The sequence below is a fragment of the Paraflavitalea devenefica genome (assembly GCF_011759375.1).
GTDB classification, from domain to species: Bacteria; Bacteroidota; Bacteroidia; order Chitinophagales; family Chitinophagaceae; genus Paraflavitalea; species Paraflavitalea devenefica.
Window position 1 is genome coordinate 262,033 of sequence record NZ_JAARML010000001.1, and the last position, 26,065, is coordinate 288,097.

12 protein-coding genes are annotated in these 26,065 nt (G+C 47.4%); 6 read left to right on the forward strand and 6 right to left on the reverse strand.

The annotated features are described in order from the left end of the window. Positions 1–34 precede the first annotated feature (34 nt). From HB364_RS01005 to HB364_RS01030, 6 genes are all read right to left on the reverse strand, one after another. On the reverse strand, positions 35–1,231 hold the full coding sequence (locus HB364_RS01005) for an acyltransferase family protein (RefSeq protein WP_167286037.1): 1,197 nt from the start codon (positions 1,229–1,231) through the stop codon (positions 35–37). A 26-nt stretch (positions 1,232–1,257) separates the two neighbouring features. Then, entirely contained in the window at positions 1,258–1,980 is a 723-nt protein-coding gene (locus tag HB364_RS01010; protein ID WP_167286038.1) for a TolC family protein, read from the reverse strand. Positions 1,981–1,984: 4 nt separating this feature from the next. Then, positions 1,985–3,487: an O-antigen ligase family protein gene (locus tag HB364_RS01015; RefSeq protein WP_167286039.1), complete on the reverse strand. Its 1,503-nt coding sequence runs from the start codon at positions 3,485–3,487 to the stop codon at positions 1,985–1,987. Positions 3,488–3,619: 132 nt separating this feature from the next. Further along, the gene (locus HB364_RS01020) at positions 3,620–4,762 is read right to left on the reverse strand and encodes an acyltransferase family protein (RefSeq protein WP_167286040.1); all 1,143 of its coding nucleotides are present in this window, start codon (positions 4,760–4,762) and stop codon (positions 3,620–3,622) included. 22 nt (positions 4,763–4,784) lie between these two features. Further along, the gene (locus HB364_RS01025; RefSeq protein WP_167286041.1) at positions 4,785–6,998 is read right to left on the reverse strand and encodes an exopolysaccharide transport family protein; all 2,214 of its coding nucleotides are present in this window, start codon (positions 6,996–6,998) and stop codon (positions 4,785–4,787) included. Between the two features lie 174 nt (positions 6,999–7,172). Then, positions 7,173–14,333, reverse strand: a complete 7,161-nt coding sequence (locus HB364_RS01030; protein WP_167286042.1) for a fibronectin type III domain-containing protein — start codon at positions 14,331–14,333, stop codon at positions 7,173–7,175. Between the two features lie 352 nt (positions 14,334–14,685). Here HB364_RS01030 and HB364_RS01035 point away from each other — a divergent pair, with 352 nt between their 5' ends. The 6 genes from HB364_RS01035 (at position 14,686) to HB364_RS01060 (ending at position 25,998) form a co-directional block, all read left to right on the forward strand. Continuing rightward, positions 14,686–15,885 (forward strand): glycosyltransferase family 2 protein, encoded by a 1,200-nt coding sequence (locus HB364_RS01035; RefSeq protein WP_208419828.1) that lies wholly within the window; start codon positions 14,686–14,688, stop codon positions 15,883–15,885. Between the two features lie 411 nt (positions 15,886–16,296). Continuing rightward, a complete protein-coding gene (locus HB364_RS01040; RefSeq protein ID WP_167286043.1) occupies positions 16,297–16,701 on the forward strand; it encodes a response regulator in 405 nt (134 codons plus the stop codon). Between the two features lie 40 nt (positions 16,702–16,741). Next, positions 16,742–17,908 carry a sugar transferase gene (locus tag HB364_RS01045; RefSeq protein ID WP_208419829.1) on the forward strand — a complete coding sequence of 389 codons (1,167 nt, stop codon included), beginning with the start codon at positions 16,742–16,744 and terminating at the stop codon, positions 17,906–17,908. A gap of 98 nt (positions 17,909–18,006) precedes the next feature. Further along, complete coding sequence (locus tag HB364_RS01050) at positions 18,007–18,912, forward strand: glycosyltransferase family 2 protein (protein WP_167286044.1); 906 nt, start codon at positions 18,007–18,009, stop codon at positions 18,910–18,912. A gap of 33 nt (positions 18,913–18,945) precedes the next feature. Beyond that, the gene (locus HB364_RS01055) at positions 18,946–20,151 is read left to right on the forward strand and encodes a glycosyltransferase (RefSeq protein WP_167286045.1); all 1,206 of its coding nucleotides are present in this window, start codon (positions 18,946–18,948) and stop codon (positions 20,149–20,151) included. A 417-nt stretch (positions 20,152–20,568) separates the two neighbouring features. Continuing rightward, positions 20,569–25,998: a PKD domain-containing protein gene (locus tag HB364_RS01060; protein ID WP_167286046.1), complete on the forward strand. Its 5,430-nt coding sequence runs from the start codon at positions 20,569–20,571 to the stop codon at positions 25,996–25,998. Positions 25,999–26,065 lie beyond the last annotated feature (67 nt).

The following is a 26,065-nucleotide window of genomic DNA, read 5'->3' on the forward strand; positions in this document are numbered from 1 at the left end:
AGCTGTTAGCTTTCGGGCCACAATATACATTGCATTATTTGGTAATGAAAGCGAATTTATCCTTCCATTTCAAAAACCATTTCTCGAATAAATGGTAAGCGGCAATACTGATGGCAATGGAAAGCAACAGCCCGATAACAGCCGAAGCTGCCGCTACCCATAGTTTATCCTCCTGCCAGCCTAGTTTTACGACCACCTTTACAGCCGCATACATACCGAGCAGGTGCAGGCAATATAATCCATAGGTATAGGTGCCCAGTTTGCTAACGAGCTTAAACCGGCTCATTTTAAACAGGGAGTTATGGGCAAAGTTCTGCTCGGCAATAATGAGGGCGAAAAAGATACCGATCACCAGTCGCTCAAAAATGATGGGAATACCATAAGGGAAAACGAATTCCTTACCCAGGGTTACGCACAAAGCGCCGATGTAAATAAAGACAATAGCAGGCTTACTGAGATGGGTAATAAAGTCTTTGAATTTGTTGGGAAAGGACACCAGCCAGGCCAGCAGGGCGCCCAGTGCCATATCACCAATGAGCGAAAAAGTATGGAAGTAACGAACAGCATGATCAGCTTCCGTATTGCCGGTATAAAATGACCGGAATATAAGTGACAACAGAATGATGGTCCCAAAGATGTATTTGTAGAACCTTACCGGTACAAATTTGAGAATAAGCGGCCAGGCGAGGTAAAACTGTTCTTCCACGCATACCGACCACAACACCGACAACAGGATGGCATCAGGCTTCACCGGCCAGGTATGCATATAGTCAAAATTGCCGATAAGAAAAATATAGTACCAGGGATTGGCGCTTTCCTGCGGTAGCTCACCACTCATTTTTTTGAGCATGGCAAATCCTACGAAGCCAATGAGCAGGCAAAGGAAGTACAGGGGCCAGATACGCAGGATACGGCGAACATAGAAGTTGCCGATATGGATGGTACCCGTTACCTCTTTTTCCCTGATGAGCAGGTAGGTAATCAGAAATCCGCTGAGCACAAAGAAGAAATTAACGCCCAGGGTACCATATTTGAATAAAAAAGACTGGATCTTAAAAGCAGTGGGTGCTGAAGTCTGGAGATAACTGAAGAACGACAGGTAACAATGGTGCAGGAACACCACCAAAAAAGAGATGAACCGCAATCCATCAAGATTGGGAAAGAATACCTTTGCTTTGGCAACAGGTGTTGCCGGAGGTATGGGGATCGTACTGGCTTGGATTAAGGTCATTTATCGATTTTTTGAATATCCGTCATTTACTTCCTCCCCAGCACATCATCAATGCTTACGCCGATCATTTGCTCCAGTTCCAGCCTGGCTACACTGAAGTTGCGCTGATAGTCCAGCTTAAGCATTTGCTGTTGGTAGTAGGCATTCTCCGCTTTCTTAAATACTTCAGGCGTGATAAGCCCATCGGAAAAATCTTTCTCCGCCAGCTTGTATTCCGTGTATTCGGATTGCGTCATACGGGTTTGGAGATCGAGCTTTTCCTTGTGCATCAGGTAATCCTCATACTTGGAAAGTACCTGTTTCCTGATCTCCCGGTAACGTTGGTTCTTTTGTGCAACGGCGATGTACTGGTTTTCCCGGGCGACCTTCACCTCATTGGCACGCTGGATAAAAAAGTCCAGTGGCAAATTGAGGCTGAGGTTGTATTTCGGGTACAGGGTAGCCTGGTCGCTGGGGGCCGTGCCTTTCTCAATGGTATATTGATTCACGTTGGCCGTGGCCGCGATAACGTTCAGCCAACTGCCTTTGGCCCTGCGTAACTGGTAAGTAGACACGTTTACATTGCGGTCGGCAATCTCAAATTCGGGGTTTTGCAGGGCCAGTTGCACCAGTCTTTCCCGGATATCCGTTATACGGCTGGTATCCAGGTTGGCATGGTAAGTAGACACATTACGGCCAGTAGGTTGCTGGGCCTGTACGGTGACGGTGGCCAGTATCAGTAAGCAGGTTCCGGCGATTATTCTGTTCATGGTCTTAAGGTTCATGTTGATTGTTTGCATCAGCGTTTGCTGAATCGTATAAATGTAATTTCAAAAATATGGCCAATGCGGAATAAAAGTACAACACTCCGGGGTATTGGCCGATAGCGAGCTGCGAAAACTGCGCCACCATCCAGCTAAATACGGAAACAAGGTTGGCCACATACAGCGCTTTGTTATCAGGATCCCTTACGCGGTAAAAATACCGGATGCCCGTGCGCAGGATCACAAAATAAAAGATCAACAAAAAGGCAAGGCCAATAGGCCCTTGTTCCATCATGGTGGCCATATAGGCGCTGTCGGGCGGGATTAGCGACAGGTAATGGCCAGGATTGTAACGTTGTCCAACCACACCGGCCGTCATTAATCCTCCTCCAATGGGATGGCTGTATACATAAGGCTGTACCAGTTTACGGTTCAGGTCGCGTACCAGGGCCGAAGGATCTTTGGAACCTTCGAAGGTGGAACGTAACCGGTTGATGACCATGTTATCGTACACCGGCGCCACCATGAGCGCCGTGAACATAAAAGCAAAGACGCCCGAAACAATGAGGGTCCTTCGCTCATACAGGGTAAGCACACAATAAAATACGATGGAAGCCACTATCATCAGGGTAGCAGTACGCGTACCTGAGTAGCTGGAAGCCATGAAATGTATAATGGTGAGGAAGTAATACAATAAACGGTCCCGCGTGTTTTTGGCCTGCAGGGCCAGCGCCAGGATGAGCACACAGGAAGAAGCATACAGGATGCCTGCTGAGGCGGGGTCGGACAACAATCCAAAACGGCGTATAAACCCACCATTGATGAACAAGGCCACCCGTTCAGGATCGGACATGAGCCAGCGATGCTCAAACCCAAATAATCCAATCCACTGTTGCTTACAGGCATACAGGGCCTCTATGGTGGTCAGGATGATCCAGAACTTCATAAAGGTTTGTATAGCCTTCTTCGAGTTAAAAAAGCAATAGCTCATGTAATAGAAAGCGGCAAAGCTCACCTGCTTCCGGAAGAAATTGAACCAGCCGATCTTGCTGTTCATGGAAGGGTTTACGACCTGTAAAAGAAAATAAGCAAGCAGGATCATGGTCCATATGGTAATGGCATGGCTCCAGAATTTGCTGGTAATTTCTTTTTTATACTCCTGCCGGGTAATAACGCCGAGCAGGGCGAGGTAAGAAAGATATTCGGGAATAAGCCCGGTTGGTATAATGGCATCATTGCTCAACAGCCGCATGGGCAATGAGAGGAACAAGGAAATTACATACGTAAGATAAAAGCCTATAAAGGGATATACGATACACAGCAGGAAGGTAAGGATACCACCTACTCCCACCACAATACCGATACTGAGCTTGGAATCTACCAGTACAGTGAGGTAGGACATACCGATCGCTAAGAAGCCCAATATAGCCACTCCCAGGGAAGTAGCCATTTTCCTGTCAAGGAAATGGTGGTGCAACCAGGAACGTAGGGCTGCAGCCGTCTTATGTAGCACATTTTTTACCATAGGTCTAAAAGAACAGGAACTTTACAAACATACCTGCGCAGAATGCAATAGCAAACAGGGTGCTGATGATCTCGAAGGCTTTGTATTTATTTTGTTCGTTCTCCATTGTCATGCCGGATTTTAATTACTTACGACCACACTATTATCAGGCCGTTCTTTATCTTTTGGTTTCTTTTCGGTAATGGTAGCCGGTTTCTTTAAAGAGAATAGCCACCAGGCGCCTAAATGTTCTGCGATATTATACAATATAATTGGCAAAATGATCCCTATGATCACACTGGTAATCATCAGCACAGGAATGTCCTGTATATCCAGTAAGTTCACCATCACATTCCTGGTAGCAGCCGTTAACATGAGGTGCATTACATAGATGTACAGTGAATGGTAGCCAATTACGCGCAAAAAACGCATAATATTAAGCTGTTGGAGCAGAAATGATACCTGTATCACAAAAGCGCCACCGGCAAGGGCGGTAAAAGCGAAAATGGCCGGTTGCTGGTATTGCACATAATAATCATCCTGGTGCCGGAGGTTCAGATAAGTGAAATAGTGTTGCAGGAATACAAATACCGGCAGGGCAATGATGGTGGTGCGCCAGGAAGTAAGGTACTTGTGATTTTTGGTATTCAGCACCAAATCTGAAAATGCGTGCCCAACAGCAAAAAACAGGTAAAAGAACAGTACATCAATCAAAAAGCCAATCTGGATATGATTGATATGACAATATCCTGCTATGGCATACAAGATCATCCCGAGTATGACCTGCTGCCAGGGCTTTATCTTGCCATACCAATGCACCAGTGCGTATAAGACGCTTACAAAGAACAAAGCATTCAGGTACCAGAATTGTTCAATCTTACGGGGATCAATGATCAGGTTCAGGTAATCCATCGGCTCGCGCACAGCATTGGCATAGCCTGCAAACAGGAGTTGCAGGGAAACCTGGATACTGCCCCATACGAGCAAGGGATAGAAAATGGTCTGGAACCTGTTTCCAATATAATCACCAATCCCTTTACGCATAAGGCTGCTCCCTATGAAGATGCCCGATACGATAAAGAATAAGGGCATACGGAAGCTAAAGAAGAAAATGTTGAAATACTTTAGCCATTCAAAGCTTCCGGAACCTTCGCCCACATTACCAAGCCCTTCAAATACATGCCGGTAAACGACCAATAGAATAGTAATCCCACGGGCATAATCTATCCAGGGATAGCGGCTCCTGTTTAAAATTGTTTGTGCATTAAATAAATAATTGAACATGACACGGTATAAGGTTTAAGAACTACAAATCCATATTATTGGCTTCCACATTGTTCAACACCGTACCAACGAATTTTCCGCCGGTACTCTTCAGATACTGGATAGAGTCTTTATCAACTTGTCCGAGAGAAGATTTAGCCGAAAAGATAGCTATGATGCCATCTACCCAGGCAGAAAGCTCTTTACTGTCTGCATGGTTATTCAATGCGGCTCCTTCCACAAAAACAAAGTCATAGTTCTCTGCAATTTTAGGCAGGTTTTCCAACAGGTTGCTTTTAGGCAATATTTCTGAGGGGGTATGATTATTTTCAGTGCACCCTACCAGGTCCGTATTGGGAATGGTAGTCATGCTGGTAGTACTCCAGAACTTATCCATCACATTGCCCTGGCCGGTGAAGCTGAACTGCTCCAGGGTGGGCTTGGCGCCAAACTTCTGCGTTAAAGTATTATTGGAAAAATTGGCATCGATCAGCAGCACTTTTTTCCTGGTAAGGCTAAAGCTATTGGCCAATGCCTCAATGATGGTGGTTTTACCTTCTTTGGGTTTGGTGCTGGTAACCAGGAAGATCTTTTTACCAGAGCTGGTCAGCTCATACCTTAATTTACGCAGGTTTTCAACGAACAGGGCACCCTCTCCTTCCCTGCTCAGGTCTGTTTCCTTAAAATACTCCTGTAAAGGCTTTTTCTTCAGGTTCAGTTTGTTGAGCGAGCTGAGTAAAGGCAGCTTGGTCGCACGCTGGAAGATAGACGGTGTTTTGAAAGAAGAATCAAAGAATTCCAGCGCTATGATGATGAAAGAAGACAGGAATAAGGTAAGCATACCGCACAAACCCAATATGAGTGAGCGGCGTGATGGTTCCGGCTGAAAGGCAGGTTGCGCCACCAGGATCTGCTTAAAGTTATTCTGCGGGTTAATATCGAGGTCCAGTGAAGATTGTAAACTTCTCTTCAATTGTTCATATTCCTGTGAAGCGATGCGCAGGTCGCGCTCCATGGCATCGAGGATTACCTGGTCGCCGCCGCCTGTTTTGGTGATGACTTCATAATCTTCTTTTTGCTTGCGGAATAATGCCACGTTCCCTTCTGCTGCCAGTATCTGTTCCTCCAGGTCCGTTTTGCGGGCTATCAGGTCTTCCTGGCGCACCTGTGTCCTGTTCTGCCGTTGCTGACGATCGGTAAGGGTGCCTCCCGAATTTGTATAATCCCTGATCTTCTTTACATTGGCATCAATACGGTCCTGCAGCTTCCTGATCTCCTCATCTGATTTACCATTCTTTTCTATCTCCAGGTTCTGGTTCTCTTTATTCAGGGCCATTATGGCAGCATTGTTATTAACAATACTACTGCCGGTACCTTGGCTATTCAGGTCATTTAATTGCGATACAACCGACCGCAGCTCACCCTTTAAATTATTGAGCTTGGCCTGTTCCTGTTGGTAATTGCTGGTTACGCCCTGTACTACGGTCATGGCGGCGGAGGCTCTGTCGGCTACGTTGGGCGTACCGATCCTTTCCCTGAATGCCTTCAGCGATTCAGTAAGGCTGTCTACGTTTCTCTTTTTGGCGCTGGCCACACTGTCGAGCCTGGCAGCCGACTCCTGGTTACGTAATCCATAGATCACGTTAAAGAAGCGGATGAATTGCTGACCGATGGTATTGGCGATAAAAGCAGATAATTCAGGATTTTCCGACTTACAATGGATCACGAGATAGTCGGTACGTTCGGCCCGGAAAATGGTGAGATATCCCTGCAGGTATTCAGGCGCATACCCATACAGGTACATGAGATCAAATACTTTCTTTTCTTCGGGGTCAAAAGGGCTCAGGAGTTCCATGCCGGCAATCTTACGGCGCAAAAGCTGTTTGGCATGGTCCATATTGGTCAATGCATATACATTGCTCTTCTTTTGTTCATCATTGAGGCTGCGGAAAGGCTTCAGGTCTTCCAGGTCATGCAGCAGTACTTTATAGGAAAGCATGCTCATTACTTTGGGTGACCTGAAAGTTTCAATTACGTTATTAAAGCGTAGATCTATTTCATAGAAGTTGAGGCCGGCCTCTTCTTTGATACTGACCTTCTGCTCCATGGTGAAGCCGGTAGAATACTGGGCATAGGACGCATAGCTTTTGGGTTGAAAGAGCGTAAATACAAAACCTGCTACCAGCCCCAATACTGTACAGCCAGCAATGATCCATTTCTTACGCAGGAGCGAGTACAATAAATACAACAGGTCCATAAAGGGTTCTTTTTTTTGTGTGTTTCGAGGTGAAAAAGTACCAAAAAAAACCGGGAGACCATAATGGTTTCCCGGATTTTGATAAGCTAGGTCTTTTTTTCAGGGTCTGGCCCTGATTGGATAAAGGCGAGCCATCCCGCTTCCGGAATGGCTCACCTTCGTTATAAGCAAGGCTTATTGATTAGCCTTTATCATTTTACTTACCTGTACCGGTTTACCATTTACATTCAAAGTTACCATGTAGATACCAGTGTTCAGATTGGCACTTCCTGTATTTACGCGGAGGGTATTGTACCCTGCCGCCAGTTTGCCAAAGGCTTTTCTGAATACCAGCTTTCCGCTGAGGTCATAAACATCTACGCTAACGTTATTGTCGGCAGCAGTGTTATTGAAATCAAGGTTTACCTGGTCAATGAACGGATTGGGATACATACGTCCTTCTGTTACTTCCTGGGTAGCCTGTGCCGTTGTACGGGCAGCAGCCTCTTCGGTAACGGTGCCGGTCATTTCGCCGGGCTTGGTCAGACCGCCATTCAGTACAGTACCACCTTCCGGAACGTCATCGTATGCCTGAACAATGATACCACCGTTGAAGCCGTAAACCGCTGTTTCAGTAGTAGAGAAGTCCAGTAATAACTCACCATTTGAATCGGACTGTACATCACCAATGTACACGATCTTGGTAGAGTTCATCCAGGAGTTCAGGTAAACAGTGCGACCATTGATGGTATAGGTACAGGTATAGTTACCGGCAAACCATCCGTTGGTGCTCATACTGTTGAAGAACCCGATCCTGTAACGCTTAGCCATATTCAGGCCACTGAGCTTCATTTGAGATTGCTGGGTATTGTCGATCCAGAAGTTGGACTGTAATACCACATCCGGAGCAAAACCTGAATTGTTACCAGTGATCACACCAAAGTTATTGTCACCGTTCATCACCTTCGTGATGCTCAGGCTCATGCCACTTGGTTGGTTAGACTGGTTGGGCAGGTTATTGAACGTATAGAAGTCGGTGGGCAATGTGGCCAGGTTGTACCAGGGCGCCGGTGCGTTGTACTCTGTAGCGAAGTTGAAGTTCACATAAGTAATAGCCATCGGTGTAATGGTCTTGCCAACATTGCTCCAGTCGGTATATACACCGCCTACTTTCGCACGTACACGGTACCAGTATTTGGTATTGGGTGTAAGACCCGTGCTGGTGTAAGTAGTTGTATTGGCAGGCAGATCAACAGTGGTCACATTAGCAAAAGCTGCATCTGTGGCGCGCTGTAACTGGAATCCGCCAACTGCGTCTTCATTGTTTGTCCTGTCAGACCAGCTCAGGATAGCAGCATTCCTGTCCTTAGGCTCTACATACAGGTTAACCGGGTTGAGGTTAAGACCTGGAGCGAATTCTTCCAGTTGAACCGCTGTGAAGAACATATAGGTAGCACTGCTGAGCTTGGTCATATCTACCGTGATCACACCAGCAACCGGCGTGAGGTTATTGAGGTTGGCTGTCTGGTTCGTATTGTAACGGGCATTGAGTGTATCGCTGGAGCTACCGGAAACGTAGCGGGCAGATGCATCCAGGCCTTCGTTTTGTGAACCAACAACGATCACATTATAACGTTTGCTGTTATCCAGACCACTAAAGACTATTTGCTTGGTATCGCCATTATTATGCCACCAGCCGCTCTTCAGTACTATATCAGGATATACACCGGAGTTATTGCCGGTTTCATGACCGATCGGTGAAATACCAGCCCATCCGCCTATCAACTGGAAGCTGAATGGTGTAGTGGCATTGTTTTCATCTTTCAGGTTGTTCAGCGTAGTACCGTTGTTACCGTAGGCGTTGATATTGTTCCACGGAGCCGGTGCCGCATCACCATAGTTACCTACGTTGATATATACAGAACGGGTGTTCTTATCGGTCACTGCGATGGTAACCTCACTGGTCACCTCAGCGCCTTTATCATCCACCGCCTTCACGGTAAAGGTAGCGTTGCCCAGGTCGCTGGCTGTCGGTGCAGCAATGATCCTGTAGTTATTACCACCCAGTGATTGCAGCGTAAGATAAGAAGGCTGGTTCACGATAGAAACCGTTACCACATCACCCGGTGTATCGGTTACAGTGAAGTCATCCTGGCTATTAGCATCTGTCTTCATAGCAATGCTGGCCACCAGACCTGCAATAACGGGCTTATTGTTGGCGGTCGTAATGGCTACCGTGTCGCTGGTAGTACCCAGGCCGTGGTTGTTGGAACCAGCCACATAATAATAGTACTGTGTGAATGGCAGTACAGCCTCGTCCGTATAGGTATTTGCATCAACACCAAGTGTATTCAGCAAGGTATAAGGGCCTTCCTGGCTTGTTGCGCGGTACACTTTATAAGAATACTCGTTGTAAGCCTTATCGGTCCAGTTGAGGTGCACACCTACGCCTGCTTCGGCTTCAGCCACCAGGTTAGCTGGTTTGGCCGGTGTAGTACCGTCGTCGAATTGTGCGTCCATAACGAAGGCGTTCAGCACACCACCTACACCAGGATTAGGATCGCCGATCATGGTAATGATCACATCACCATTGGCGGCGGGCTGTACCTGGTAGATCGTATCGGTAATAGTGGCATTCATGAAGTAAGGAATAGCCACAGATTCGTTACCGATCTTATAGGTAGTAGTGGAAGTAGCCGTTAAACCGCAGAAAGTACAGTTGTTGCTACCCATGAAGATGAAGTTATACTTCTTGGCTACATCCAGTCCGCTCACAAGGATACGCAGTGTATCCACAGCAGCACCACCCTGCCAGGAGAAGCCCCAGAAGATACCATCTTTCATTACGTTGTTGGGGTATACGCCGCCACCCAGTACACCGGCATCAGAAGCACCGAAGGTACCACTCAGCTTACTAACACTTACAGTGGTGGTAACACCCTTGGTATTCTTGAGGTTACTCATGTTGAAGTTACCGGATGCAGTTTCCACATCATTCCATCCTGCAACGCCACCGGTGTAATACTTCATATTCACCTGGATGGTTTCATTGGGATCATTCTCATTTACAATGATGGTAAATGTCTTGTTGCTCCAGCCGCCGTTTCCATCATCCGTTCTTACCGTCATGGCATAAGTACCACTGGAAGCGAGGTTGGGCTGCAGGGAAATAGAAGCGCGGCCATTGCCACTGTCAACCAGCGTAGCAAAAGAAGGCTTATCTACCACAGTCCATACGATGGAGCTGTTACCATCTGCGTCATTGGCTACGAGCGCAAGACTGCGGGCCTCGCCTTCATTCATATTTACGTCGGCAATGGCGTTGATATTAGGCAGGCTGTTGTTATTAACAACCATGTTATACACGATCGTATCCTTTCCACCAAAGGCATCAGTAACATATACGGTGATCGCATAAGCACCCTGATCGGCTATAGATGGAGCAGACACGATATCAACACCACCATTGGTCTGATTTTGCAGTGTAGCAAAATAAGGCAGGTTCTCTGTGCTGAAGCTCAGTGCATCCCCATCAGGATCATTGGCATGTACAGTAAGGGTATGTACAGTACCGTGCTTGATGGTAAAGTCTTCGAAGGTTACAAAAACAGGGGCCGTATTGGGGGTCACCACGGTTATTTCGTTGCTATAAGCAGAAGGATTAGCCAATCCGGTAGCCCGTACCTTATAATAATAGGTAACATTGGCAAACAGTGTAGTGTCGGAGAAAGTGGTAGCACCTGCAGGTACAGTCGCCACTACACGGTAATTGCTGTTGTCGGTCGGAGACCTCCAGATTTCAAATCCTGTTTCAGTAGCAGAATTGTCATTCCAGGTAAGATCTACCGTAGTGGGAGACACTGGGGTTGCAGCCAGTCCGGAAGGAGCTGTAGGCGCTGCCGGTGTAACCTGGGTAGCTGCACTGGAAGGAGCAAAAGTAAAGTTCTTCAGGTGGTTGATCTCTTCAGCCACCATAGCACTGTTGAAGATGTAGATATCATCAATCTTACCGGCAAAATAATCGCTACTGGTAGCGGCCTGGTTAAAGGCCACATCGCTGTTGCTGGAACCGGAATAACCGATACGGGCATTATTGGAAGCAGCAGCTACCACACTGGTAATACCGCCCAGGTCATTGTTAGCAGCCACTTCTACACCGTTCAGGAACAGCTTTAATGAATTTACATTGTATACAACAGCCACATGATTCCAGTTGCCGCTGATCCAGTTGGCATCGCTGGCAAAATTCTCCAGGGTAGCCACTGACCGGGTGCTATTGCTGGCAATGCCAGCTTCCAGATCACCATTGTTAAAGCGCAGGGCCAGACCATTGGTGCTGTTGCCAAAGTCGAAGATCACTTTCCTGTTGGAAGTAGAAGTAGGATTGATCCACATGGCTACCGTACGTTGGGAATAACCGCCATCGCTGGGGAAACCACCGTTATTACTGTTGTTAACAGTAGCGTACTGGCTACTGCCGCTCAGGTTCAATGAATGTGAACCTTCTTTGGGAGAAGCATTGCTATAAGTAGCACCGGTGAGTGTAAGGGTGCGGCTACCGCTGCCGTTACTGTCGCCACCGTTGTTATTGACTTTCCAGTTCACTTCTACGATGTTGCTGGCATATACAGACTCACCGCTAAGACCTATCGCTCTTATCTTATAATAATATTTGGTATTGGCTACCAGACCAGAGTCGGTATAAGAAGTACCTGTTACAGTGGCCACCTGGGTATAGGTGCCGGCCGGCGTAGCTGAACGCAGGATCTCAAAACCAGCCTCGTTGTTACTGTTATCAGTCCAGGTAAGGTTGATCTTGTTATGAGCAACTCCTGTTGCTACCAGGTTGGACGGAGCAATAATAGTGGGTGTTATGAATTCTGTGGTAGACAAGGCACTGTTGGGAATAGCCTGTTTGGCCAGTCCGGCATTGTTTTGCCAGCTCCAGGATACCGCATCACCTCCGGTACCATCAAAGTATGCCAGGGCAATGGCATGCTTACCAGCAGTAAGGTTAATGCTGGCGGTTTTGCAGGTGTTGGCATGTACGCCATCATGGCTGATCAGCGCTGTATTGCTGAAGGCATACCCATTGTCGATGTACAGTTTGCTGCCATCGTCGGAACAAACCTCAAATGTATAGTTGGCTGTAGTGGGTATGTCGATATAACCTTCCCAAAGGAAACCAAAATTGTCCGTGCGGTTCCTGGGCGATACATTGACGTTGCTGATCGTACCCGATTTAACAGGGGTCAGGTTTTGGAAGTTCGGCAACGTGCTCCAGGTGCCTTCGAAATATTTATAGGTAAGACCATTCACTGCGAGTTTCGTAGAAACAGTGACCTGGTTACTGGGTGCGGAATAATTACCAACAGCATCACGGGCTTTAACATGGATGGTATAAAGCTGTCCGCTATCCAGGTTGGCAATAGTAAAGGTTGTTTGTGTAGTAGTATAGGTCTTAACACCGTTAATAAAGATGTCATATTTATCAACACCTACATCATCGGTAGAGCCTGTCCACTGTACGTTCAGATAAGTAGTGAACGCATTCAGCAGTTTCAGGTTAGAAGGAGCAGTGGGACCTGTATTGTCTACGGCTGTTTTAGCGCCTGCTTCATCGCTCACAACAGCAGCACCGGAAGCCCCTACAGCACGTACTATATAATAATACTGTGTATTAGAGGCAAGACCGGTATTGGTATAAGTAATCGTATTGGCCGGTGTGATGGTCACTAACTGGTAAGGACCACCAGGATTGGTACTGCGATAGATCTCAAAGCCTGTTTCATTTTCACCGGCATTGGGATTATCACTCCAGTCGAGACGGATGCTCGTCAGGGAAACAGCAGCGGCAGAAAGATTCTTGGCCGGCTCGGGTTTGGGCAAACCATCTGCATGGATCACTGTAAAGGCAGCAGAAGGCAACGCGCCACAACCGAATTGTTCCATCACTTTGGCAGTATAGGTCCCTGTTTGTGCAACATAGGTACTTTCCGTGCCTACTGTGGTAGCGCCCTGCAGCCATTGGTAAGAGACATAACCTTCCGGTAATTTCAGCGGAACAGAAGTGCTTCCATCAGGAGCAGGCAGCACTTTACTTCTCATACCATCCACCTGTATGTCGGGTGTCTGGGTGATAGGTTTGGAGCTGATCACAGCCGGTATCGGAGACCAGACAGACCAATCGCCGGCATTACTTCTTTTGAAGCGCACACGGTAGGTACCAAATGACCTAACGGTAATTTCATTACCGGTATAGCTTATGATAGAAGTACCATCAATAATAGTATGTGAATTGTTGGTGGTGGTAGCGATGGTAACACCGTCTTTTTGCCACTCATAGTTGGTAAATCCTGCCGTAATACCCAGCTTCACATTGATGGGAGAATCGGGGCAAAATTCATTGCGCTGGAAGAATATAAGGGGGTTGGCTTTATGCGCCGTATTCATGAAATCTATAAAACCGGCTTCAGCCCAGTGTTGGTTCCATACGCTATGGCCAAGATCGGGATACAGCGTATACTTTACAGCCGAACCTACAGCCTTTAAAGCGTTATATACACCTATGGAAAAACCGGGTGTAGGATTACTGTCTTTGCCACCGCTGGCAAACCAGATGGGAATGTGTACGAAATCATTAAAATTGGTAGCGCCGGTAGCCGCAGCAGAAGGAGCGGCAGCGGCTATGCGCTGTGGATAAACAGAAGTGATGGACCAGGCAGTAGCGCCACCATTGGACAAACCGTCTACCAATACCCTGTCAATATCCAACCGTGAATATTTAGCCAGCGAATCTATTACTCTTAAAACAAGGTTATACCAGGGCGTATAAGGAGCCACGCCCCAGTTGCTGGAGCAGGAGTTGCCATTTGTAGCGATCTGGGGATAGAACAGAAACCCATCGTAAGAACCATTGTCTACCCGGTCACGGAAGGTCTTTCCACCATGCGCCAATTGGCGTTCATTGTTGTAAATGTTTCCGTTAGAATTACAGCCTGGCTCACCGGCGCCATGAAAAAATAACATGACGGGGTATTTTTTGCTGGCGCTATCGGGATTCGAATAGCTTTTAGGGAATTTCAACCGGAAACTCATCCCTTGTCCGAGGTTGATGAAGTAGGCCTTGTAGGAACTATTATCCCAGGCGCCGTTACCGGTGCTGATCCCATTGGATGCAACACTCACCCATTTTTGCAATCCTGCAATGTTGGGGTTAGGATTAGCTGCCGTTCCCAGAGCCGCAGATGAGTTCCATCGAACGATGGGATCTGCCGGATTAAAAACGTTCTGTGCCTGCAACATGGCAACACAAAACAACATACTTGTTGTGGTAAGAAGTAGTATTCGCTTCATAATACGCTATGGTTAAAAACGTTAAATCGAGTTCGTGTAAAACCTGATGAACGGCTTTAAATGAGGATATGATTCCCGGACTTGTTACAGCAAAGGAGGCATATTGGAGATGACTCAAGGATGGTTTTGTCTAAGAATAATGAGGTAAACAGCAGAGAGGTATTCTATGGGATATTTGGAGGGAGGCTTATTGGAGATGGGGCAAAAGTAACAATCTTTTCTAAAAAGCGAAATTATTTAACTAAGATATTCAATCCAATAACCACTTCCGGGTATTTTTGACAAAGGTCAAGGGGCGATTTAAAAAAAACAGAATAATATTGCGCCGGGAATCCATCTTATCTTCATTTGCGTGATATATACAATCAACATTATTTTTTGGGCCAGCCTGTTTATCATCTTCTATAGTTATATAGGTTATGGTATCCTGCTGTGGATCATTCTACGCATTAAATCGGTATTCAGCAGCAAGAGCCGGGAACCGGAAACCGGGAAGCCGGAGCCAGCCTGGCCGGCGGTAGCGCTGGTAGTAGCGGCGTATAATGAAGAGGATTTTATTCTACAAAAAATAGAGAACACCCTGGCGCTGGATTATCCGAAAGACAAGCTGGAGCTGATTTTCATCACGGATGGATCCAGCGATAACACGCCCGCGATTATCAGCCGGCACCCTGGCATATTATTATTACACCAGCCCGAGCGCAGGGGTAAAGTAGCGGCCATGAACCGGGCCATTCAGCATGTTCAGGCGCCTCTTGTTATTTTTTGCGATGCCAATACCCTATTAAATAAAGATTGTGTACGGGAGATCGTAAAACATTATGAAAATCCCAAAGTGGGGGGCGTGGCCGGTGAAAAAAAGATCATGCAGCAGGGAAAAGATGCTGCGGCAGCGGCGGGAGAAGGCTTGTACTGGAAATATGAATCCTTCCTCAAAAGGCTGGATTCTGCCTTATACACGACCGTGGGAGCCGCAGGTGAATTATTCTCTGTACGGAAATCATTGTTTGAACAAGCACCGGAAGGGACCATTATCGAGGATTTCGTGCAGTCTTTAAAGCTGGTGATCAATGGATATGTAGTTCGCTATGAGCCCAATGCCTATGCTGCCGAAGCACCCTCGGCCAGTATCAGGGATGAGATGAAACGTAAAGTGCGGATTTGTGCGGGCGCCTTCCAGGCCATGGTCTTGTTGAAAGAGCTCTTTAACGTGTTCAAATACCCGGTGGCCTCATTCCAGTTCATTTCCCACCGCATCCTGCGCTGGACGGCCTGCCCGGTAGCCCTGGTACTGTTGCTCATCAGTAACCTGCTCATTGTGGGGCTGGGGGGCGGTATCTTTTACCAGGTGGTGCTGGCTGGACAGCTATTATTTTATATAATGGGTATCACGGGCTGGATCTATGCCAGCCGTAATATCCGCCTGAAAGCCGTGTATATTCCGTTTTATTTCCTTTTTATGAATCTCTCGGTATTTATCGGCTTCAGTCGCTTCCTGCGGAATAAACAAACCGTATTGTGGGAAAAGGCTGCCCGGCAGAAGATAGCCTGATCACTATAAAATACCACGTAATGGGTATTTGTAGTTTAATAGCAAAAGTGGACTTTTGCCATATAATAAAAATATAATAAGCGCGGAAATTTGGTTTATTAATTTTTGTTATTACTTTTACCGGCGAAAGTAAACCACTCCACCTCTTAGTTCAACTATCCTTTTGGAAACGGCGATAAGGCCAAAATGAAATGATAGCAGCTTATTCTCGATCCCACGAATCCTTGAAATTCCCCTGTAACCTGATTTCACATCAGATAATCCACATACCATCCTGTAAAGCCTGATACGATCATTCCGTACGGCTTGCCTGTTAAATTAGATTGTTCAATACCCATGTAAGCCATGTTAGTCCAACAACATGCCTGTTGAAAAATTGCGAATTTTTCTAAAGCTTAACTTATTCCCTGCATGAAAAAGCAAATACTCGCAATTGATGACAGTAAGGCAATACGTTTTTTGTTGCAAACTGTACTCGGCAAAGATTACACGGTGGTAACGGCTTCTGATGGATGTTCAGCTATGTATTGGCTATCTAAAAGAAATCTGCCCGACCTGATTATTACAGATGCCCAGCTTCCAGATATGCAGGATTGGGAACTGATAGAACAGCTTACCTCGAGCGGTATTTACCGCGATATACCAGTAATGGTTATCTCGTCGCTCGACAAAGCACAGGTAGATGCCAAATGCGCAGAGTTTGGCGTGGTAGCAAATTTTACCAAACCCTTTAATCCGGTTGACCTCATTAATGCGGTACAACGGATTATCAATGATACCAGGGTGTCGCCAGCCATTGTGGCACATGCCAGTTAATTCGTAATACCTGAGTTTTTAAATCTCATAACCTTACTTTATGGAACTAACATTTTTACAAGGCGAAAAGGCAACAAAGAGAGTTTATAAGCATTTTACCATCAATGCCCAGACTGCCTCCCCTACAACAGAGCAGCAGAAGCTGGAATTCTTCTATATTGGTAAAAAGGCTGATAATATCAGTAGTCTGATCAACGTGTTCGAAAGTGGTTATGCGGCGGAGTCTGTAAGCAATGCCAAATCCATGCTCAGGCGCCTGCTGAACAATTCAAAAAATATTAGCCTCCCCGATATCATTATTGTTGAAGCCCCTATTGGCATTGAGCAGTTGCGCGACCTGCACCTGTTCCTGCTGATGCACAAAGGGCTTACACCGGTTCCCGTGGTAGTGGAAGCTACCAACGCCACACCTGCAGAAATTGAACGCTTCAAGAATTACAGTTTTGTGGACGACATCATCTTTTTACAGGACTATAACCGCCAGCGCCTGCTGCGGAAAGTAAGTTTCCTGAAGAAGCTGAAGCACAAATTTGTCAATGAGCTGAACAGCCGCGTCATGGAAACCAACCTTCAGGTAACCTCTCCTGCCAGCCCTGTTCTTAAAAGAGCCTTCGACATGCTGATAGCCGGCCTGTTGTTGCTGGCGTTGACCCCGATATTCTTACTGGTTGCCCTGGCCATCAGGCTGGAATCAAGAGGCCCTGTTTTCTATATTGCCAAACGCGCCGGACGTGGTTATAAGATCTTTGATTTTTATAAGTTCAGAACGATGGCCGTAGATGCCGACAAGAAGGTGGCTGAACTAGCCCACATGAACCAGTACAATGCCAGTGAAGCAGGCGCTATGTTCTTTAAGATCAATAATGATCCCCGTATTACCAAAGTAGGCGCTTTCTTACGCAATACCAGCCTGGATGAATTACCCCAACTGGTCAATGTGCTCATCGGCGACATGTCGCTGGTAGGTAACAGGCCTTTACCCTTGTATGAGGCAGCATCCCTGACTACCGATGAATGGGCCAAGCGTTTTATGGCTCCCGCAGGTATGACCGGATTATGGCAGATCAAGAAAAGAGGTAAAGAAGACATGTCAATTGAAGAGCGTATTAACCTGGATATTGATTATGCCGACAGGTTCAGCTTTATGTACGATCTGTGGATCATGGCTAATACACCATCGGCCCTGATCCAGCGCACGAATGCCTGATGTGATATTTTATATAGTTCATTAGTTTTCTGCCGGGAAGGTTCCTCACTCAGCCATCCCGGCAATTTTTTAGTAGCTTACCACAAAAAGAACCCGACATGCGAAAGGACCAGCCTTTCATATCCATCATTACTTTAAACTATAACCAAACCGACGTCACCTGCGATTTCCTGGCTTCCACCCGCAACCTGAAGTACCGGAATTTCGAGATATTGGTTTGTGATATGGCTTCTGCTGTAGACCCCACCCCTAAAATTGAGACAGGTAATTATCCCAATACCCGTTTATTGCTGAGCAAAGAGAACCTGGGTTTTGCCGGTGGCAATAACTGGGGCATGCGCCAGGCCAAAGGCGATTTCATGTTTATCGTGAACAATGATACCGTGGTTACAGATAACCTGCTGGACGAATTGCTGAAGCCTTTTTATGAAGACGATTCGATTGGCGTTACCTGTCCCAAGATCAAATATTTCGACCAGCCCAACGTAATACAATATGCAGGTTTCAATCCCATGAATAATTTTACGGGACGTACCACCAGCATTGGCACACATGAGGAAGACAAGGGACAATACGATACTTCCGGCATTACCTATGGCGCCCATGGTTGCGCCATGCTGGTAAAAAAGGAAGTAATAGAGCAGGTGGGCATGTTCCCGGAGAAATTCTTCCTGTACTATGAAGAGTGGGATTGGTCGGCCAGGATACTGAAGGCCGGATTTAAGATCTGGTATACTGCACCGGCCGTTATTTACCACAAAGAATCCCTGAGCGTAGGTAAGGCCAACCCCATGAAAGTGTATTACCATACCCGCAACCGCATTTTATACATGCGCCGCAACGCCCGTTTTTTCCCTTTATTGGTATTTACAATTTATTTTGGCTTGTTTGCAGTACCTAAAAATACGATCAGCTACCTGTTGAAAAAGCAGTTCACCCATCTGAAGTTCTTTTTGAAGGGTGCTGCCTGGAACCTGTACTCATCCAGTTATTCACCGGTATAGTTGAACATTGAGCATTGAATATTGAACATTATTATGATACAGAACATTCTACATATACTCTTTTTTATCCTGTTCATATATTTTGCGATCAATACGCTGTACTTCTTTATAGCGTCGGTGGCGGCTAAACTGTACCGCCCGAAAGCATACCAGCCCAACCCTTCCAAAAAACGTATTGCAGTACTGATACCTTCCTATAAAGAAGACCATATTATCGTGAACACTGCCCGCAAAGCTGCAGAGCATGACTATCCCGCCAGCCATTTCAAGGTGTACATTGCTGCCGATCAGCTTCAGCCTGCCACGATCGCGCAACTGCGGGCTATCCCCCATGTAGAGGTACTGGAAGTACAGTTTGAAATTGGCTCAAAAGCACGCTCCCTGAATAAGTTATTGAACTGGATACCGGAGTCGGCCTATGATGTGGCAATTATCCTGGACGCCGATAATATTATGAAAGCCGGCTGCCTGGAGAAGGTGAATGCTGCTTTTCAACGGGGATTCCGGGCCGTGCAAAGCCACCGTATTGCCAAAAACCGCAATACGCCGGTGGCCATACTGGATGCCATGAGTGAAGAGATCAATAATATGATCTTCCGCAAAGGCCAGCGGGCATTGGGTTTCTCCAGCAATACCATTGGCTCGGGTATGGCCTTTGAGTTTCATAAGATCAAAGAGATCTACAACAAGCCCGGTATCCTGGGCAACCCGGCTTGTGACCGGGAGGTGGATTTTGAAATTATGAAGGCCGGGATCTGCATTGAATTTATAGACGATGCTTATGTATTGGATGAAAAGGTGTCGAGCAAGGAGGTATTTGAAAAGCAACGCACCCGGTGGCTGGAATCACAGATCATTCACCTGCGTCTCTTCTTCGATAAGAAAGGCGGGCCTATCCCCAAAACAAAAGACTACTGGAATAAGCTGTTCTGTAACCTGGCCCCTCCCCGCCTGATCTTCCTGGCCAGCTACTTCCTGGTATTTGCCCTGTTTGTGCTGGAATACTTTACCGGCTTTTCCATTCTGTCACCATCCTACGCCTGGTGGTTTGGTTTAACGGCCATGTACGGGCTCACTTTTGTGATCGCTATACCGGGCAACTTTTATTCCCTGCAAACAGCAAAGGCCATTGCCCATATCCCCCTGCTGATCCTTTCTGTCATACGGGGTATCTTCAAGATGAATGTAGATCGTAAGGAGTTCGTACATACGCCCAAGGCGTTTACACAGGATAACTAACGTTTGATATGGGCATGCCCTGGGAATAGTTTGATATATATCAAGCTGAAATAGACGCTATTCAGCCATTATTAGTTTGATATACATCAAAAACTGTAACAGGCATTAGATTTTAATTACATGCTTTTTTCTCCTTCAATTCAAGCTGGGTTTTCCACATTTTGTACATTTTAAATGCTGGAACACGCGTTTGGCCTTTATTTTGCGTGAGTTTCCTGCTTACCCGACACCTTCTGATTCTGTTCCCTCTGATCCACTTCTAAGAAAGTCAGTGCATCTACTTTTTAAAAAACGGGGCTTTTTCATGTCGCTAATAACACCACATAGTTGTTTCCTGGTAGGATTATTGTATATTCATATTCGTAATCCGAAAAGTCCAGATAGTCCAAGCTATCCTAAATCCGAAAAATCAACCTCATGAAAAACTGTACACTCACAAGGAGGAAGTGGCATGCCCTGGCCACATTACTGCTCCTCCTCATCCTCTTATCTTTTACAGGATTTTCTCAATTGGCGCCCAAGAGCCTTACGGCTTCTAACGGACAGTTTATTGGTTTTTACCAATATACGCCTACTGACTATAATCCTAACCTGCAGCCAAAGTATCCGCTGATCATCTTCCTGCATGGTATTGGTGAGCGGGGTAATGGTCAATCGCCCCAACTGGAAGCGGTGCTGGGCAATGGTACACCGAGGAATATCAAAGACGGCCACCCTATGCGCTTTTTCTGGAATGGCAAATGGGAAACCTTCCTGGTACTCATGCCCCAGCTTTCTGCAAGCTATGGCTACTGGCAGGATTTCTATGTGGATGAAATGATCAAGTATGCAAAGGCCAACCTGAATATTGATACCAACCGTATTACCCTCACCGGCTTAAGCCTTGGTGGTGGTGGTACCTGGCATTATGCCGGGGTTACTGCGGCCAACGCCAAAAAGCTGAACTGTATTGGTGTTTGTTGCGGTACCTGCCAGAACATTACCTGGTCCAATATTACCAATGCGAACCTGCCGGTGTGGGCGTTTCACGCTTCAGATGATGCCACAGTAGGGGTTGGTTGTACTACCAGCTCTATTGCTGCCATTAATAATTTAAACCCGGCTGTTAAACCTTATATGACCATCTGGCCCACTGGCCAGCACTGGATCTGGGGCCGTGTATTTGATACTGAGTATAGCTGGCAAAACCCCAATATTTACGAATGGTTCCTGGGCCAAAATAAGAGCCTGCCGGTGAATGTAAGACCGGTGGCCAATCCAGGACCTGCCCAATCGATCACTACCGGTGTAGGAACAGTGACGCTGAATGCCTCCGCTTCCACCGACCAGGATGGTAATATTGTACGGTATATATGGAGCAAGGTTTCCGGCCCTAATTATGGAACGATCACCACTCCGGTATCTACCAATGGTATTACCACCGTAACAGGACTTATCTCCGCCGGTACTTACGAATACCAGGTAAAAGTGGTAGATAACAGGGCCGACTGGACTTTGGCCACCGTTAAGATTACCGTGAACCCCGGCGCAGGACCTAACCAGGCCCCTACTGCCAATGCCGGTACCGATATTACGATCAACCAGCCTGCCAGCAGTGCAACATTGAATGGCAGTGCCTCGTTTGACCCTGAAGGAAAGATGGCCTCTTATGCCTGGACACAACTTACAGGCCCCAATACTGCCACTATCGCCAGCGCCGCTACAGCGTCTCCTGCGCTGAGTAACCTGACGTTGGGTAGTTATACTTTCCGCCTGGTGGTAAAAGATGTGGAAGGACTCAGTGATGATGATACCGTAAAAGTAAACGTGAACGGCCCCAACCAGAGTGGTGTTGCCGTGGCCGGTCCGGATATTGTGATCGCCCTGCCTACCAACAGCACTACCCTGAATGGCTCCGGCTCTTATGACCCGGATGGTAGCGTGAGCAGGTATGATTGGTCAAGACTTACCGGTCCTACCACCTATACCATTGCCAGCCCCTCTTCCGCCACCACCGCCCTCACGGGCCTGGTACAGGGCACTTATACTTTCAGACTGGTGATATGGGATAACCTGTGGGTACCTACAGCCGATACCATTAAGGTGACGGTGAATCCCCCCACTTCCAATCAACCTCCTGTAGCCAATGCAGGAACCGATATTACGCTTACTTTACCCATCAATAATACAACCCTGAATGGTTCGGCTACTGACCCCAATGGGAATAACACCATCAGTTCTTACGCGTGGACGAGGATCAGCGGGCCTACCCAATTTACCCTGGCCAATGCAGGCGCTGCTTCTACAGGCCTGAGCAACCTGGCAGCAGGTACGTATGCTTTCCGGCTGCTGGTTACAGATGCAGGTGGACTCATCGATGATGATACAGTATTGGTAACGGTCAACGCCCCGGCCAATCAGCCGCCTGTAGCGAATGCCGGTACCGATCTTACGATCACTTTACCAGCCAACAGCGTTACGCTGAATGGCAGCGGCTCCTCCGACCAGGATGGCACGATCAGTACTTATGCCTGGAGCCGTATCAGCGGACCTACCCAGTATACACTGGCTGATGCCGCTGCTGCCTCTACTGGTTTAAGTAACCTGGCAGAGGGTACGTATGCTTTTAAGTTAACAGTAACCGACAACGGCGGGCTTACCGATAATGATACAATTGTGGTAACGGTAAAACCAGCGCCGGTGAATCAAACACCGGTAGCCAATGCCGGTACAGATATTACCATTACCCTGCCGGTTGATAATACTACGTTGAACGGGACTGCTTCGGCTGACCCCGATGGAACGATCAACAGTTATTCCTGGAGCTGGGTTAGCGGGCCTACCCAATATTCACTGGACAATGCGGGCGCCGTTTCTACAGCCCTCAGCAACCTGGTAGCAGGCACCTATACTTTTGCCCTCACTGTTACCGATAATGGCGGACTCACCCATACCGATGAAGTGAAGGTGATCGTGAATCCCGCGCCCGCTGTGAACCAGCCGCCGGTAGCCAATGCAGGTACTGATATTATTATTACCCAGCCTGCCAGCAGTACTACCCTGAATGGCTCGGCATCCGCAGATACAGATGGTACGATCACCAACTGGTTGTGGACAAAGATCAGTGGCCCGGCTACTTATACCCTGAGCGCTACAGACGTGGCGTCGCCAGGGTTGAGTGACCTGGTGCTTGGTACTTATACCTTTGAGTTGACCGTGACTGATGATGACGGCGCCACCGCAAAAGATACCGTAACCGTGGTGGTGAATTCCCAGCCTCCTGCAGGCAACCAGAATGGTGTAGCTATTGCAGGAGCCGATATTACGATCACTTTACCTACCAACAGCACTACGCTGGATGCCACTGCTTCCTATGACCCGGATGGTGTTATAAAAGCTTATGAGTGGACAAAACTCACAGGTCCGGCCCAGTATACATTGGCCAATGCCAATGCTAGTGTAACCACCCTGAGCAATCTTGTAGAAGGAACTTATACTTTCAGGCTGAGGATATGGGATAATGTGTGGGTGCCGGTTTTCGATACCATTAAGATCATCGTTAAACCCGAACCCAACGTAGCGCCGGTAGCCGATGCAGGCGCCGATATCGTGATCACGTTGCCTACCAACAGTACAGGCCTGAATGGTTCAGCCTCTTCTGATCCCAATAGTAACAATACCATTGCTACCTACGCATGGACAAAGATCGATGGACCAACCTCCTTTACACTGGCCAATGCCAATGCAGCTACTACAGCCCTGAGTAACCTGGTGGAAGGCACCTATACGTTCCGCCTGCTGGTTACCGACAACGGAGGTCTGAGCGATGCCGATACCGTAATTGTAACGGTGCATCCTATCCCCAACAGGGCGCCGGTAGCCAATGCAGGTGCTGATATCACTATTACCCTGCCGGTTAATAATACCACGCTGAACGGTACGGCCTCTGCTGATCCGGATGGCAATAATACCATCACCTCTTATGCATGGGTTAAGCTTACCGGCCCGGTACAGTTCAACATCGGCAATGCCAGTACAGCCTCTACTACGTTGAGCAACCTGGTACAGGGTACTTATACGTTTGAATTGACTGTTACCGATAATGGCGGTTTAACCAGCAGGGATACCGTATCAGTAACCGTGAATGTAAACCCCAACCAGGCGCCGGTGGCCAATGCAGGCGCAGATATCAGTATTCCGCTGCCCAATAACAGTACCACCCTGGATGGTACCGGATCTACCGATCCGAACGGTAATAATACAATTACCACGTACGCCTGGACAAAGGTGAGCGGACCTGCGCAATACACGATCGCCAGCCCGAATGCAGCTTCCACTGCCCTGAGCAACCTGGTGGAAGGCACTTATACTTTCCAATTGCAGGTAACAGATAATGGTAACCTGTCGGATATGGATACAGTGGTAATTACTGTAATGCCTATTCCAAACAGGAAGCCGGTCGCCAATGCCGGAACTGATCAGACCATTGCCCTGCCTACCAACAGTGTAACACTGGATGGCACTGCTTCTGCTGATCCGGAAGGCGCTAATACGATCGTAGCATACTACTGGAATAAAGTAAGTGGTCCTACCCAATTTGCGCTGGGTAATCCCAGTGCGGCTACCACCACCCTGAGCAACCTGGTACAGGGAACTTATGTGTTCCAACTGACCGTGACTGATGGAGGCGGCCTGTCTGATGAAGATACCGTAGTAATCACGGTAAGTCCGAATCCGAACCAGGCGCCGGTGGCCAATGCGGGCACGGATGTTACACTGACCTTGCCCGACAACAGCACTGTACTGAATGGCACAGCCTCGGCTGACCCCGATGGTAACAATACCATTACCTATGCCTGGTCAAAGATCGGCGGGCCTGGCCAGTTCACTATTGCCGATGCGAATGCAGCTTCTACCGACCTTACGAACCTGGCAGAAGGTGTGTATACCTTCGTATTAACAGTAACTGATAATTATAATGCTATTGATAGAGACACCGTAACAGTAACAGTAGTGCTGCCGCCCAATGTGCTGCCGGTGGCCAATGCAGGCGATGATTTCAGTGCGAGCCTGCCAAACCCCGTGATTAGCCTGGATGGCAGGGCCTCTAATGACCCGGATGGAACGATCGTTTCCTGGACCTGGACAAAAACAGCCGGCACCGGTGCTTTGACAATTATCAATGCCGCATCCAGTACACCAACAATTATAGGTGTGCAAGCCGGGGAGTATGAGTTTGAGCTGACCGTTACCGATAACAGGGGCGGCACTTCGAAAGACAAGGTGCGGCTTATTGTACTGGCAGAACCTGTTGAGCCCAACAAGAAACCCATAGCAAATGCCGGAAAAGACACTACCCTAACCGTTCCGGCAACTTCTACTACCCTGAAGGGTCAGCTTTCCTATGATGAGGACGGCACACTTACCGGTTTTGCCTGGAGGCAGGTGAGTGGTCCTTCCACCGCCCTCATCGGTGGCAACACCATGAACACTACGGTCAATAGCCTGCTGCCCGGAGACTATGTTTTTGAGCTGACAGTCACTGATAATGACGGTGATACCAGTACAGACAGCGTAACTGTTTCGGTGGTGAACAACTTACGGTATAAGGATAATATCGTGATCTATCCCAATCCGACACAGGGCGCTTCCCAGATCACCGTCCGCTGTATCACCGATACCCTTGGTGTGGCCACCTTTACAGTGATCGATCAGTTTGGCCGCCCGCTGGAAGTACATACCCGCGTGAAATCGCAGGCATACCAGGAGTTCCCGTTTGCCATCGGCCACCTCAAATCGGGTAACTATTATATCGAAGTACAGATCGAACGTAAGAAGAGAATGGTGGCAAAGTTTATAAAACGATAAACAGAAATACTTAAACGCTTTATTCTTTGGAAACGGGATGAAATACTTCATCCCGTTTTTTGTTTTT